10 protein-coding genes and 1 pseudogene are annotated in these 12,633 nt (G+C 67.6%); 6 read left to right on the plus strand and 5 right to left on the minus strand.

Going from position 1 to position 12,633, the window contains the following annotated elements:
* Positions 1–134 precede the first annotated feature (134 nt).
* Both H3H39_RS18040 and H3H39_RS18045 read left to right on the plus strand, forming a co-directional pair.
* On the plus strand, positions 135–731 hold the full coding sequence (locus H3H39_RS18040; RefSeq protein ID WP_182155105.1) for an NAD(P)H-dependent oxidoreductase: 597 nt from the start codon (positions 135–137) through the stop codon (positions 729–731).
* Between the two features lie 150 nt (positions 732–881).
* Entirely contained in the window at positions 882–1,460 is a 579-nt protein-coding gene (locus H3H39_RS18045) for a gamma-glutamylcyclotransferase (protein ID WP_182155107.1), read from the plus strand.
* Between the two features lie 111 nt (positions 1,461–1,571).
* Here the strand turns inward: H3H39_RS18045 and H3H39_RS18050 are convergent, their stop codons facing one another.
* Positions 1,572–2,735 carry a PA0069 family radical SAM protein gene (locus H3H39_RS18050; RefSeq protein ID WP_229218122.1) on the minus strand — a complete coding sequence of 388 codons (1,164 nt, stop codon included), beginning with the start codon at positions 2,733–2,735 and terminating at the stop codon, positions 1,572–1,574.
* Positions 2,736–2,995: 260 nt separating this feature from the next.
* Between H3H39_RS18050 and H3H39_RS18055 the strand changes: the two genes are divergently transcribed.
* From H3H39_RS18055 to H3H39_RS18065, 3 genes are read left to right on the plus strand one after another with little or no spacing between them, the layout of a single operon-like run.
* Positions 2,996–3,562: a DUF2760 domain-containing protein gene (locus H3H39_RS18055; RefSeq protein ID WP_182155109.1), complete on the plus strand. Its 567-nt coding sequence runs from the start codon at positions 2,996–2,998 to the stop codon at positions 3,560–3,562.
* Positions 3,559–5,412: an Hsp70 family protein gene (locus tag H3H39_RS18060; RefSeq protein WP_182155111.1), complete on the plus strand. Its 1,854-nt coding sequence runs from the start codon at positions 3,559–3,561 to the stop codon at positions 5,410–5,412. Before H3H39_RS18055 ends, H3H39_RS18060 begins: the two co-directional genes overlap by 4 nt.
* A gap of 2 nt (positions 5,413–5,414) precedes the next feature.
* A complete protein-coding gene (locus H3H39_RS18065; protein WP_182155113.1) occupies positions 5,415–8,354 on the plus strand; it encodes an Hsp70 family protein in 2,940 nt (979 codons plus the stop codon).
* Between the two features lie 25 nt (positions 8,355–8,379).
* Here H3H39_RS18065 and H3H39_RS18070 read toward each other — a convergent pair whose 3' ends face one another.
* Positions 8,380–9,036, minus strand: coding sequence for a tRNA-uridine aminocarboxypropyltransferase (locus H3H39_RS18070; RefSeq protein ID WP_182155115.1), 657 nt, complete (start codon positions 9,034–9,036; stop codon positions 8,380–8,382).
* Positions 9,037–9,242: 206 nt separating this feature from the next.
* On the opposite strand from H3H39_RS18070, the gene H3H39_RS28385 reads away from it, so the two are divergent.
* A complete protein-coding gene (locus tag H3H39_RS28385) occupies positions 9,243–9,545 on the plus strand; it encodes a PEP-CTERM sorting domain-containing protein (protein WP_311196940.1) in 303 nt (100 codons plus the stop codon).
* On the opposite strand, the gene tssA is transcribed toward H3H39_RS28385, so the two are convergent.
* The 3 genes and pseudogenes from tssA to H3H39_RS18090 all read right to left on the minus strand — a co-directional run bounded on the left by tssA (position 9,542) and on the right by H3H39_RS18090 (position 12,512).
* Entirely contained in the window at positions 9,542–10,609 is a 1,068-nt protein-coding gene (gene tssA, locus H3H39_RS18080; protein WP_182155117.1) for a type VI secretion system protein TssA, read from the minus strand. The two genes, H3H39_RS28385 and tssA, sit on opposite strands and share 4 nt — an antisense overlap.
* Before the next feature lie 14 nt (positions 10,610–10,623).
* Positions 10,624–11,160 (minus strand): annotated as a pseudogene (locus tag H3H39_RS27980) (AAA family ATPase); the annotation flags it as partial.
* Positions 11,161–11,672: 512 nt separating this feature from the next.
* Complete coding sequence (locus tag H3H39_RS18090; protein ID WP_182155121.1) at positions 11,673–12,512, minus strand: M15 family metallopeptidase; 840 nt, start codon at positions 12,510–12,512, stop codon at positions 11,673–11,675.
* Between the last annotated feature and the right edge of the window lie 121 nt (positions 12,513–12,633).

A 12,633-nucleotide genomic window follows, 5' to 3' on the forward strand; every position in this document is an offset into this window, starting at 1 on the left:
TGAACCGCCCCATCCGTCGCGGCCTGCAATCGCTGGCCCAATTGCGACAAAGTATATACATTTTATCTATTTGTAACATTATTGCCGCAGGGATATACTATGTGATGCTTTACGCCAGTTGAAAAATATAACGAATGAACATCCTCCAAATCGATACCTGCGCCCTCGGTGACAGCAACGGCTCACGCCAGTCCACGGCGGCCGTGGTCGCCAGGCTGTGCCCGGCGGAGCAGGCGCGCATCGTGTATCGCGACCTGGCTGCCGCCCCGCTGTCGCACATCAGCGGCCCGCTACTGCAAGTGCTACGCCAGCAATGGGACGACACCATCCCACTCAACGCCGAAGTAAGGGCCGAAGCCGCACTCAGCCAATCGCTGCTGCGCGAATTCCTGGACGCCGACCTGGTCGTGCTGGCCGCTCCCCTGTACAACTTCTCCATCCCGTCCGTGCTCAAGGCGTGGCTGGACCGGATCCTGCACCTGGCCCAAGCGCTGGGCGCCGATAAGCTTAACGCGGCCATCAGCGGCAAGCGCCTGCTGCTGATCACCTCCTGCTGCAGCCCGGCCGCACCGCCCGTCCAGCAGGACATGATGATCGAGCACGAGCAACATCTGGCCCGCGTGTTCCGCCACATCGGCATCGCCCAGCCGGAATTCCTGCGCATCGCGACGGATGACGACGGCAAGCTGATGATGCCCGATACCTTACCCACGCCCACGCTGGTGCCCTGAGCCTGGCTGCGGGCTGGCCGCTGGTCGCTGGTCGCTGGTCACTGGCGCCTTTTGGCTCCCATATTGCAGGACGCAAGCATGCGTGTCCGTCCTATAATGCACAGGTGCCGGCCCGATGTCGCCGGTTTGTCACCTGAACTATTACGCAACATGACTGCCAATACCATCGCCGTCAACGAGAAGATGGACAAGTTCGACGGCTGCCACAGCGTCTGGCTGTTCGGCTACGGCTCGCTGATCTACAAGGCCGACTTCCCCTACCTTGAGCGCCGCCCAGCCAGTATCGCGAACTGGACGCGCCGCTTCTGGCAAGGTTCACACGACCACCGCGGCACGCCGGAAGCACCGGGCCGCGTGGTGACGCTGATCCGCGAAGCCGGCGCCATCTGCCACGGCATGGCCTACCTGATCACCCCCGACGTGTTCGGCCACCTCGACCACCGCGAGAAGAACGGCTACCTGCGCCTGGCCATCCCCATCCAATTCGACGATGGCCGCAGCGAGGAAGGCCTGGTCTACATCGCCACGGAAGACAACACGGCCTTCCTCGGCGCCGCCTCCGAACAGGAAATCGCACGCCACATCGCCCGCTCGTCCGGCCCCAGCGGCCCCAACAGCGACTATCTGAACCACCTGGCCGCCGCCCTGCGCGAACTGGGCCAGCATGACCAGCATGTGTTCGCCATCGAACGCCACCTGGCCGAACTGAACGGCAGCCCGACGAGCTGAACAGCACCAAAACCTAAACCGAAGCCAACGCCAAAGCCAACACCAACGTCGACGCTGACGCCTGCCCTGCCGACGGCCCCAGCCATTACCCTCCGTACGCGCCCAGCGCCATCAGCCAAATAAATCCAGCTGCCCCTCACCGTTCCCGTTGGCGCGCGCGCCCAGCGGGGGAATCACCAGCGGCCGGCGGAACTGGCTGGCATCCAGTTGATGAAAACGTCCCCCGTGGCCGGCCAGCCCCAGCCGCGCGGCCGCGATCCGGAAGCGCTGCCGTATCATTTCCGCCCACACGCCCTCGCCCTTCATGCGGGTGGCGAAATCGCTGTCGTAGTCTTTGCCGCCGCGCATTTCCCGCACCCGGTTCATCACGCGCTGGGCCCGCTCCGGAAAGTGGGCCTGCAACCACTGCTGGAACAGCGGGTTGACTTCCCACGGCAGGCGCAGCACGACGTAGTGGGCCGAGCTGGCGCCCGCCTCGTGCACGGCCTCCAGCAAGCGTTCGATCTCCGGTTCCGTGATGAAGGGGATGATGGGCGAGATGCTCACCCCCACCGGTATGCCCGCCTCTGCCAGCGTGCGGATGGTGCGCAGCCGGCGCGCGGGCGCGGCCGCGCGCGGCTCCAGCGTACGCGCGATGGCCGGGTCCAGCGTGGTGACGGTGATGGCCACGGCCGCCTGCTGCTTGGCCGCCATTGCGGCAAGAATATCGATGTCGCGCTCGATCAGGGCCGACTTGGTGATCAGGCCGACGGGGTGCTCACACTCCTGCAACACTTCCAGCACGCGGCGCGTGATGCGCAGCTCGCGCTCGCAAGGCTGGTAGGCGTCCGTGTTGACGCCCAGCGCGATCGATTCCGGCACGTAGGACGCCTTGGCCAGCTCCCGCCGCAGCACTTCGGGCGCATTGACCTTGGCGAAAATCTTGCTCTCGAAATCCAGCCCCGGCGACAAGCCCTGGTAACTGTGGGTGGGCCGCGCGTAGCAATAGATGCAGCCGTGCTCGCAGCCCCGGTAGGGATTGAGCGACACGCTGAAAGGCAGATCAGGCGAGGCATTGCGGCTCAGGATGCTGCGGGCCTGCTCGTGCGTCACCTGCGTTTTCCAGCCGCGCGCTTCCTGTCCCCCTTCCTCGTGCTCCCAGCCATCGTCGAACGCCTCGCGCGCGTCGCGTTCAAAGCGGCCTTGCATGTTGCTGACGGCCCCGCGTCCCTTGGTCGCCCGCAGCGGCCGGGGCGGCAACATAACTTGCTGAAACTGTTCTTCCCCGTCGGACATGGTGCACCTGAAAATACTGTATATTTAAACAGTATTTTAGGCACATGCGGCCGCAATAGCAAGCCGGATTTGATCCCTGTCTCTGCAGTTACGGCCCGCAAGCTGGTATCATGCGAACAAACTTGGGGAGATGTCATCCCCACGCCGCGCGCGCGGAATGCCGCGCCGGCGGGCCTGTAGCGCCCCTGCCCCACCCAATAACTGATCAGGATGCCGCCCGGAGCATGGCGGCGCCCTGAGTTACCTTACGCGAGTACCCCATGACACAACCTACACCTGTCAAAGCATTGTCGTTCTGGAACCGGCTGCCGCTGGCCTTCAGCGCCTTCGTCAATACGCTGTCGGATGCCGCCTACGCCAGCCGCCTGCAACGCATGAATGACGCCGCCACTTATCCGCCGGCCCCGGTAACGGCGCCCGCACCTGCGCCCACGCCGCTGCGCGTGGCCACGCCCGACGCTGCCCTGCAGTTGCTGAGCCTGCTGCAACGGGAAGCGCGCCTGATCGACTTCACCCAGGAAAACCTGAGCGCCTACGCCGACGCCGACATCGGCGCCGCCGCCCGCGTGGTACATGAAGGCTGCGGCAAGGTGCTGCGCGAACACTTCCACATCGAACCGGTGCGCACGGAAGCCGAAGGCAGCCGCGTGGTGCTGGAGGAAGGCTTCGACGCGGGCGCCGTGCGCCTGACCGGCAACGTGGTCGGCAAGGCGCCGTTCCGCGGTACGCTGAGCCACCGCGGCTGGCGCGCCACCAATGTGCTGCTGCCGAAACTGGCCGAAGCGCACGACGCCAGCGTGCTGGCCCCGGCGGAGGTGGAATTATGAGCGAACCACGCTACGCCATCGGCATCGACCTTGGCACCACCCACAGCGCCCTGTCCTACGTCGACCTGGCCGCCAGCGATGGCGAGAAGACCAGCCACGGCGTGCTGGCCGTGCCGCAGTTGACGGCACCCGGCACGGTGGAGGAACTGCCGCTGCTGCCATCGTTCCTGTACCTGCCGCACGCGGATGAACTGGCACCGGGCGATCTGAGCCTGCCATGGGCGCAAAGCGCCGCCGAGCAGACTTGCGCGGTGGGCGAGATGGCCCGCAGTCGTGGCGCCACCACGCCGATCCGGCTGGTATCGAGCGCCAAGAGCTGGCTGTGCCACCCCAGCGTGGACCGCCGTGGCCCCATCCTGCCCAACGACGCGCCGGAAGAAGTGGCGCGCGTGTCGCCGCTGGACGCTTCCACGCGCTACCTGTCGCACCTGCGCGCGGCGTGGGACGCGGCCCATCCGGACGCGCCGTTCGCGCAGCAAGCCGTCACCGTCACCATCCCCGCCTCGTTCGACCCGGGCGCGCGCGAACTGACGGCCGACGCGGCCCGCGCGGCCGGCTATGACGCCCTCACACTGCTGGAAGAACCACAGGCCGCCCTGTACAGCTGGATCCAGGGCAGCGCCGGCCGCTGGCGCAAGGAAGTCAAGCCAGGCGACGTGATCCTGGTGGTGGACGTGGGCGGCGGCACCAGCGACTTCTCGCTGATCGCCGTGCTGGAACGCGATGGCGTGCTGGAACCGCACCGCGTGGCCGTGGGCGACCATATCCTGCTGGGTGGCGACAATATGGACCTGGCGTTGGCCCACTTGGTGGCGCGCAAGGTCGCCGCCAACGGCACCACGCTGGACGCCTGGCAGATGCGCGCACTGACCTACGGCTGCCGCGCCGCCAAGGAAGCCTTGCTGGCCGATGCCAACGCAGCCACCTGGCCCATCGTCGTGCCGAGCCGGGGTTCCAAACTGATCGGCGGTTCGATCCGCACCGAACTGACGCGCGAAGAAGTGAGCACCTTCATCCTGGACGGCTTCTTCCCCACCGTGGAAGCGTCGGCCCGGCCGGCCGTGCGCACCCGCGCCGGCCTGACCCAGCTTGGCCTGCCGTACGCGCAGGACGCCGGCATCACGCGCCACCTGGCCGCCTTCCTGGCGCGCCAACTGGGCGCGACGGCGGAGCTGGAAGGCTATGCCGGCCGCCAGAACGCGGACGCCACCTTCCTGCACCCAACGGCCGTGCTGTTCAACGGCGGCGTGTTCAAATCCGAACTGCTGGCCCAGCGCGTGATGGCCACCCTCAACGACTGGCTATATCTGGAAGGCGCGGAACCAGCCCGTATGCTGGGCGGCGCCGACCTCGATCTGGCCGTGGCGCGTGGCGCGGCTTACTACAGCTACGTGCGGCGCGGCAGCGGCGTGCGCATTCGCGGTGGCACGGCCCGTTCCTACTACGTGGCCATCGAATCGGCCATGCCGGCCATCCCCGGCATGGAACCGCCGATCCAGGCCCTGTGCGTGGCGCCGTTCGGCATGGAAGAAGGCGCGGAGATCGAATTGCCGGCGCAGGAATTCGGCCTGGTGGTGGGCGAGCCGGTGCAGTTCCGCTTCTTCGGTTCCTCCGTGCGGCGCCAGGACCAGATCGGCGACCTGCTCGACAACTGGCAGCCGGACGAACTGCAGGAACTGAACGAGATCGCGGCCACGCTGTCGCCGGAAGGCCGTCAGGCGGGCGACGTGGTGCAGGTCAAGCTGCACGCGCTGGCCACCGAATCGGGCACGCTGGAACTGCTGGCCGTGGCCAATGATGGCCAGCGCTGGAAGGTGGAGTTCGACGTGCGCGCGGGAGCCGCTGTCTGACAATGGCGCACTACCTCGTCAGCATCGACCTGGGCACCACCAACACGGTGCTGGCTTACTCGACACTGGGCGCCGCGCCGGAAACGGCGCAGATCCAGCTGTTCGACATCGAACAGCTGGTGGCGCCGGGCGAAGTGGCGCCGGGCGCATTGCTGCCGTCGCTGCGCTATCACCCGGCCGAGGGCGAACTGGCCGAAGGCGAACTGCAACTGCCGTGGCGGCAGGATGACGTGGCCGGACTGGCGCAAGTGGTCACGGGCCGGCTGGCCCGCGTGCTGGGCGCGCAGGTGCCGGGCCGGCTGGTGGCCAGCGCCAAGAGCTGGCTGTCCCATCCCGGCGTGGACCGCATGGCGCCCATCCTGCCGTGGGGCGCCGAGCAAGGCGTGCCGCGCGTGTCGCCGGTGGCGGCCAGCGCCAGCTATCTGGCCCACTTGCGGGCCGCGTGGAATACGCGCTTCCCGCAGCAGCCGCTGGAACAGCAACAACTGGTGCTGACCATTCCCGCCTCGTTCGACGAAGGCGCGCGCGCGCTGACGCTGGAAGCGGCCCGCATGGCTGGCCTGCCCGCCCTGCGGCTGCTGGAGGAACCGCAAGCGGCTTTCTACGACTGGCTGTTCCGCCACCGCGCCACGCTCCACGAGGAATTGGCCAACACCCGGCTGGTGCTGGTGTGCGACGTGGGCGGCGGCACCACCGACTTCAGTTTGATCAAGGTCGACCTGTCCGGCGGCGTGCCGCAACTGAGCCGCATCGGCGTGGGCAACCACCTGATCCTGGGCGGCGACAATATGGACCTGGCGCTGGCTCACCTGGCTGAAAGCCGCATGGCCGCCGGCGGAACCGATAACCCGACGCGCCTGTCCGCCGGCCGGATGGCGCAACTGACGGAACGCTGCCGCGCCGCCAAGGAACAACTGCTGGCGGCCGACGCGCCCGAACGCGTCACCGTCACGCTGCTGGGCGCCGGTTCGCGCCTGATCGGCGGCACCCGCTCCGTGGAATTCACGCGCGAGGAAGTGGAACGGCTGGTGGTGGACGGTTTCTTCCCCATGGGCGCGGTGGACGAAGGCGCGCGGCGCGGCCGGGCGGCCATCGTCGAATTCGGCCTGCCCTACGCCAGCGACCCGGCCATCACGCGCCACCTGGCCAGCTTCCTGCAACAGCACGCGGGCGCCGCCCGCGCCGCGCTCGGATTGGCCGAGGACGCGGCCCTCCCCATCCCCGACACCTTGCTGCTCAACGGCGGCGTGTTCCGCGCCGACGCCCTCGCGCGCCGTTTGCAGGCCACGCTGGCGCAATGGCGCGGCGAAGCGCTGCGTGTGCTCCACAACGACAATCCCGACGTGGCCGTGGCCCGTGGCGGGGTGGCCTACGCGCTGGCCCGGCGTGGCGCGGCGCCCGCCATCACAGGTGGTTCGCCGCGCAGCTACTTCCTGGTACTGGATGAGGAACAGCGCGCGGACAAACCATGCCGCGCCATCTGCATCCTGCCGCGCGGCACCGCCGAAGGGAGTGAAGTGCTGCTGTCCGATCGCAGCTTCGCGCTGCGTCTGGGACGGCCGGTCCGCTTCCACCTGGCCTCCTCCACCGCGCAATCGGGCGCCGCGCCGCTGGCGGGCGAAATGGTGGACCTGAACCAAGGGGCGCAGGGCGAATACGTGCGGCTGCCAGCCATGGCCACCGTGCTGCGCGACAGCGGCGGCGCGACACGCAAGGAAATCCCCGTGCAACTGGCCACCTCGCTCAGTGAAGTGGGCACGCTGGAAGTGCACTGCGTGGCCATGGCCGACGACCAACCGCAAAGCCAGCCGCCAGCACGCTGGCTGGTGGAGTTCCAGCTGCGCGAAGCAAGCGCGCCGAATGCGGAAGCCGCCGAAGCACCGGACGCGCAACCGGCCACCGCGCATCCCGGCCTGAGCGCGGCCATCGAGAAAATCGACCGCATTTTCGGCGCCCGCGCGCAGCAGGTCGAATTGAAGGAAGTGCGCCAGTTGCGCGCCCAGCTCGAACAGGCGCTGGGCAGCCGCGAACGGTGGGCCACGCCCCTGCTGCGGCAGTTGTTCGACGCGCTGCTGGCCCGCGCCAAGGGCCGGCGCCGTTCGGCCGACCATGAACGCGTGTGGCTCAACCTGTGCGGCTACTGCCTGCGGCCCGGCTTTGGCTACACGCTCGACGAATGGCGCATCGAGCAGCTATGGGCGCTGTTCGAAACGGGCGTCCAGCATCACAAGGACAGCCAGGTGTGCGCCGAGTGGTGGACCCTGTGGCGGCGCGTGTCCGGCGGGCTCGATGCAATCGCCCAGTTACGCATCCTGGACGATTTCGCCTTCAACGTGCAGGCGGACGCGCAGGAACGGGGCCGCCGCCCGCACACGCTGGTGGATGGCAGCGACGACGACATGCTGCGCCTGGGTGCCTCGCTGGAGCGCATCCCCGGCAACTACAAAGCGGAAATCGGCGCCTGGATGCTGATGCAGCTGGAGCAGGCCACCACGGCGCTGCAACGCACGGCGGCGGCCAAGGGCGGCGCGGCCGCGCGTTCCAGCAGCGCCAAGGCCGACGCGACAGCCAAGGCGGAAGCGGCGCAGGCGCGCTATCTGTGGGGTTTGAGCCGGGTGGGCGCGCGGCAGCCCTTCCACGGCAGCGCGCATGACACGGTGGCCACGGAGACCGTGGCGCAGTGGCTGGCCGCGATCCTGGCGCTGGACTGGAAGAAGGTGGAGCCGGCCGGCTATGCCGCCGCCCATCTGGCGCGCATGACGGGCGACCGCTCGCGCGACGTGGACGAAGCCTTGCGGGCCGAGATCCTGCGCCGCCTGGCCGCCGTTGGCGCGCCCGCCAACTGGAGCGCCATGGTGCGCGAAGTGGTGCAACTGGACCAGGCGGACGAAAAACGCCTGCTCGGCGATGCGCTGCCGCCGGGACTGAAGCTGATCGCGTAACGTCGCCGGCGGCCCGGCCAGCATATCAACGTTGCTCGCGCGTCCCCGGCACGTAGCCTTGCTGCTGCCCGACAAATCCATCGAAGGCGGTCATCAACGGATCGAACGCCGCGGCCCGGCCTTCCAGCTGTTGTAGCGCGTAGCATGTCGCCTCCAGCGTCGATAACTGGTCGGGCAAGTGCGCCTTGCGGATCAGGTAGTGGGATGGCGGCGTGTCACGCAACGGCAGGCGGGGCAAGCCTTGCAGGGCCGGATTCAGGTACAGCATCTTGCGGCTCTTGCGCCACGTCCCATCCAGCACCACCAGTCGCAAACGTTCCGGTTGCGCGCACCAGGCGGGATCGAACGGCGCGGCCGGCGCCATCGGCGGACCACCCGCTTCCACCGTCTCGGGATACAGCAGCACGGGCCGACGGCCATCGGCGCCCAGCCACTGGGCCAGCGTCTCCGGCGCGAATGCCTCCCCCACTTCCATCCGGCTGTGCGCCAGGCTCAGATGCAACAGCCGCGCGCTGCCTTTGGCGTTCGCCACTTCCATCGGATGTTGCAGGATCAGGACATAGACCGCGTTGTCGAGTGCCGTCACCCAGCGGCAGATGCAGGCCGCTTGCGCGCGCAGGCAGGTGGCGCACATGGCGCGGCGGTGGCCGCCGGCGGCGACAGGATGCTGGAGGGAAGTCATAGGGCGACATTGTACCGAAGCATGATCGGTACGCTAACGATGCGGCAATAACTCTATGCGCCACCCAATAAGAATTGACTGATATAAATAGTAGAAATACAACGATGCCAAAAATAGTTCTCAAAATATAAAACATGCAATAGAAATCACAAAAACCTCTGCTTATACTGGACGAGCCGAACGGGCGCAGCGACGGCCTCGGTTCGGTGGCGCCGGATGCGGCCTACCTGTTCGGTACGCCCTACGTGGGCTACGTCAATTACGCGTTCGGCAATGCACATGGCGATCCGTATCTGACGCCGGGCTCGGAATCGTATTTCATGTTCCTCGACACCTCGGCCACTAGCTACGGCAAGACGGCACAGTACGACCTGACCGATCCCGACCAGAGCCACATCAGCACCAGCTACGCCACCTACGCCCCGGCCGTGCCTGAACCGTCGGCCTACGCCATGCTGCTGCTCGGCCTGGCCGGCGTGAGCGTGGCCGCCACGCGGCGCCGTCGTTAGCCGCCGGCAGCGCCGGACGGCGCGGCGCCCAGCATGTCTTCCAGGCTGGCCAGCGTGGCCGGGTCCTTGACCACGGCGCGCAGCCACAGGTGCAGCGGCTGTTCGCCCCAACTGGCCGCCTTTTCGGCCAGATAGGCCACGGGGCTGTGCGGTTCCGTGCGCCGGAAGAAGTCGGCCACCAGCCGCAACTGGGCCAGGGCCTGGGCGCGGCTGCGCAGCGCGTCGCCCGCCAGCAAGGCACCATTAGCCGTAGGCGCGTCGATGCCTTCGCGGCGCGCGCCGTCCCCCTCACCAGCGACCGCGCCCGAGGCGGCGCCACCGCCCAGCGGTGCGACGAAGTGGATCAAGTCTTGCAGCGCCTCGCGGGCGGCGGTGAAGGCCGGGCCGTCCGCGCCCAGGCGCGCATCCACGGCCCGTTCCAGGTCGCCCAGCATGGCCAGGCAGTATTGCGCGTCCGCCAGCAATGCCTCGTTGTAGTCGACGCTGTTGCGGCGCCGCTGCGCGTCCAGGTCGGCCAGCGCCAGGCCGGTGTCGGGCGCGCCGCCCCAGCCCTGGCCGCCGCCGTCTCCACCACCGCCGCCTGCGCCACGCTGGCGCGCCGCGTCGAAGTCGGCCCAGGTGTAGCCCATTTCCTCCGTCACCGCCATTTCCCGCAGCAGTCGCGGGGTGCGCCCCAGCAGCCAGCCCAAGTTACCCACGCGCTGTTCGAACTGTCCATCGTCGGCCAGCGGAAACAGGCCGTCCCAGTAGTGTTCGCACAGGCCGGCCAGCACGGCGAAGCCATCACCCAGGCCGCGCAGGCCGCGCGTCTTGGCGTGCGCCTCGGCCAGCCAGACGGCCAGCCGCAAATCCTTGCTCTTCGATTCGATCAGCCGCGCGCAGCGGTGGCCGACAAAGCCCCAGTCGGCCTCCTTCAACGCCACCACCCATTCGCCCTGGTCCAGCGTGGGGTCGTCGTAGGTGCGGGCCTTGGCGATATCATCGAGTTCGCTGCTGAAGGACAGGTCTTCGCCGCAGGTCTGCGCTGGGCTGATGGGTAGAAGCAGTTGCGCGATGCTGAACATGGCGAGCCTCCGGTCTATTTGATGGTGTATTTGAACTGGCCGTTGCGGCCCGCGCCGACCTTGATCCTGGCGATGGCCGCGCCATCAGCCATGCGCGCCAGCACGGCTTCCGCGATCTCGGGCAGCAGCGTGCCGTTCAGGATATGGTCCACGCTGCGCGCACCGGAATCGACCTCGGTGCAGCGCGCCAGCACCGCTTCCACCAGCGACGGTTCGTAGCTGAATTCGGCCTGGTGGTTGTCGCGCACGCGCTGGCCGATGCGCGCCAGTTTGAGGCCGATAATACTGGCCAGCGCCTCGTCGCCCAGCGGATAGAACGGCACGATCTTCATGCGTCCCAGGAAGGCTGGCTTAAATTGCCGCATCAACTGCGGCCGCAACAGTTCCTCCAGTTCCTCCGGCGTGGGCAGCTGGTCCGCGGGCTTGTTCAGGCAAGCCTGCATCATGGCGGCCGAACCGACGTTGGAGGTGGCGATGATGATGGTGTTGCGGAAGTCGATCTCGCGCCCTTCCGCATCGTCCATCACGCCCTTGTCGAACACCTGGAACCACGGCAATTCGTACAGGGCCCGCGCGCCGGACACCATGCCCATCCTGGAACCCTTGATGGTGGCGATCGCCTTGAGCATGCTTTCACGGATGGCGTTGACTTCGGCGCGCGCCGCCGCCGACGCATCGCTGCCATCGGTGGCGCCCGCACCGGCCACAGGGGCGGCCGCCACCGCCTCACCACTGATCTCGGCCTCCATCGCACGCGACGCGCGCCGGCCGCGGTACCAGCGCACACCGTACCAGATGCCCCCGCCGACCAGGGCGGCGACCAGCGCGGCCAGCGTCCAGAGCAAGGTCAGTTCCAGCGCCGCCGAGCCCAGGTAAAGGAAAAGAAGGAAGCCGACAAAGCCGACCACGGCCACCTTGTGGCTATCGGTGATGAAGTACCAGATTCTTCGCATCATGAGCGGACCGCCAGGTTGGGGTGGAGGAAGGTACAGGCAGACCGATCCATGGTGCCACCGCCACCGCCAAGTATGTTTGAGCGGGAACAACGTTTCCACACGTCCACTTATTTCCTGACCATGCCCGGCACCCGCAATTCCGTATGGCCCAGGTCCATCATGGCCCAGCGTCCGCCCCAATGCAGGCCCACCGATTCCGCCACTTCGCCATACAAACGATAGCCGCGCATGGCCCACGGGTCCTGCTCGGATATACGCAGCTTGCCGTCGCGCAGGAAGGCGCAGTCCGCTGCCAGGCCGAACTGGTGATAGCTCTGGAACGCCTTGGCGTTGGTGACGGCGGGGCCGGCCGTGGCCAGCTGGTTCTGGCGCTCCGGGCTGCGATAACCTTCGAGGATGGCCATGTCATAGCCGTAACGCTCGCGCATGATCTTGAACACCATCAGCAAACGCTGGGCAAATTCAGCGTCGAGCAAGCGCCAATTGCGGTTGGCACTGTCGAGCATGGGCCGCACGTGCGCCACCTCGGCCGAAATAAAGGCGACCGGCGGCAGCGGCGCGGGCAGCGTCAACTGCTCGCCTTGCAACAACGCCGCCACCTGCGGGTTGACCTCGCCGGCGCCGCCATCGTAACCGCCCAGCATGCCCCGGCCGCTGACCAGCCAGGCCAGCATGGGCGGCACCGTCAGCAGCACGGCGGCGGCCAACGCCGTCAGGCAGTGGCGGCGCAACAGCCGCCCGCCCGAGCGCAGCACCGAGCCGGCGCCATCGGCCAGCGCTCCGGCGCCATGTGTGCCACGCTGGCCCGCCTGGCGCACGCGGCGGCCGGTCCACTGCCCCACCAGGGCCAGCGACTGCCGCACCAGGTCGCGCCCGGACGGAAACAGCGACAGCCAGGCCCCGCCGCAGACCAGCAGGAAGAAGATCGACATGGAAAGAAGTAACATCGTGCGCTCCATCAATACCGTCGGCTGGCGCAGATTGGACACTAAGAGCGGCCATGTACGCCGGGATCGCCCCATCGTAGGCCGCCCAGAAAACTTCATCGAAGGCTAGATCAAATTCGGG

The sequence above is a fragment of the Rugamonas apoptosis genome (assembly GCF_014042355.1).
GTDB classification, from domain to species: domain Bacteria; phylum Pseudomonadota; class Gammaproteobacteria; order Burkholderiales; family Burkholderiaceae_D; genus Rugamonas; species Rugamonas apoptosis.

Bases quoted from the DNA above. Each gene is read 5' to 3' on its own strand.
- H3H39_RS18040 (WP_182155105.1), top strand. From the start codon at position 135: ATGAACATCCTCCAAATCGATACCTGCGCCCTCGGTGACAGCAACGGC.
- H3H39_RS18045 (WP_182155107.1), top strand. From the start codon at position 882: ATGACTGCCAATACCATCGCCGTCAACGAGAAGATGGACAAGTTCGAC.
- H3H39_RS18065 (WP_182155113.1), top strand. From the start codon at position 5,415: ATGGCGCACTACCTCGTCAGCATCGACCTGGGCACCACCAACACGGTG.
- H3H39_RS18050 (WP_229218122.1), bottom strand. From the start codon at position 2,735: ATGTCCGACGGGGAAGAACAGTTTCAGCAAGTTATGTTGCCGCCCCGG.
- H3H39_RS18055 (WP_182155109.1), top strand. From the start codon at position 2,996: ATGACACAACCTACACCTGTCAAAGCATTGTCGTTCTGGAACCGGCTG.
- H3H39_RS18090 (WP_182155121.1), bottom strand. From the start codon at position 12,512: ATGTTACTTCTTTCCATGTCGATCTTCTTCCTGCTGGTCTGCGGCGGG.
- tssA (WP_182155117.1), bottom strand. From the start codon at position 10,609: ATGTTCAGCATCGCGCAACTGCTTCTACCCATCAGCCCAGCGCAGACC.
- H3H39_RS18070 (WP_182155115.1), bottom strand. From the start codon at position 9,036: ATGACTTCCCTCCAGCATCCTGTCGCCGCCGGCGGCCACCGCCGCGCC.
- H3H39_RS18060 (WP_182155111.1), top strand. From the start codon at position 3,559: ATGAGCGAACCACGCTACGCCATCGGCATCGACCTTGGCACCACCCAC.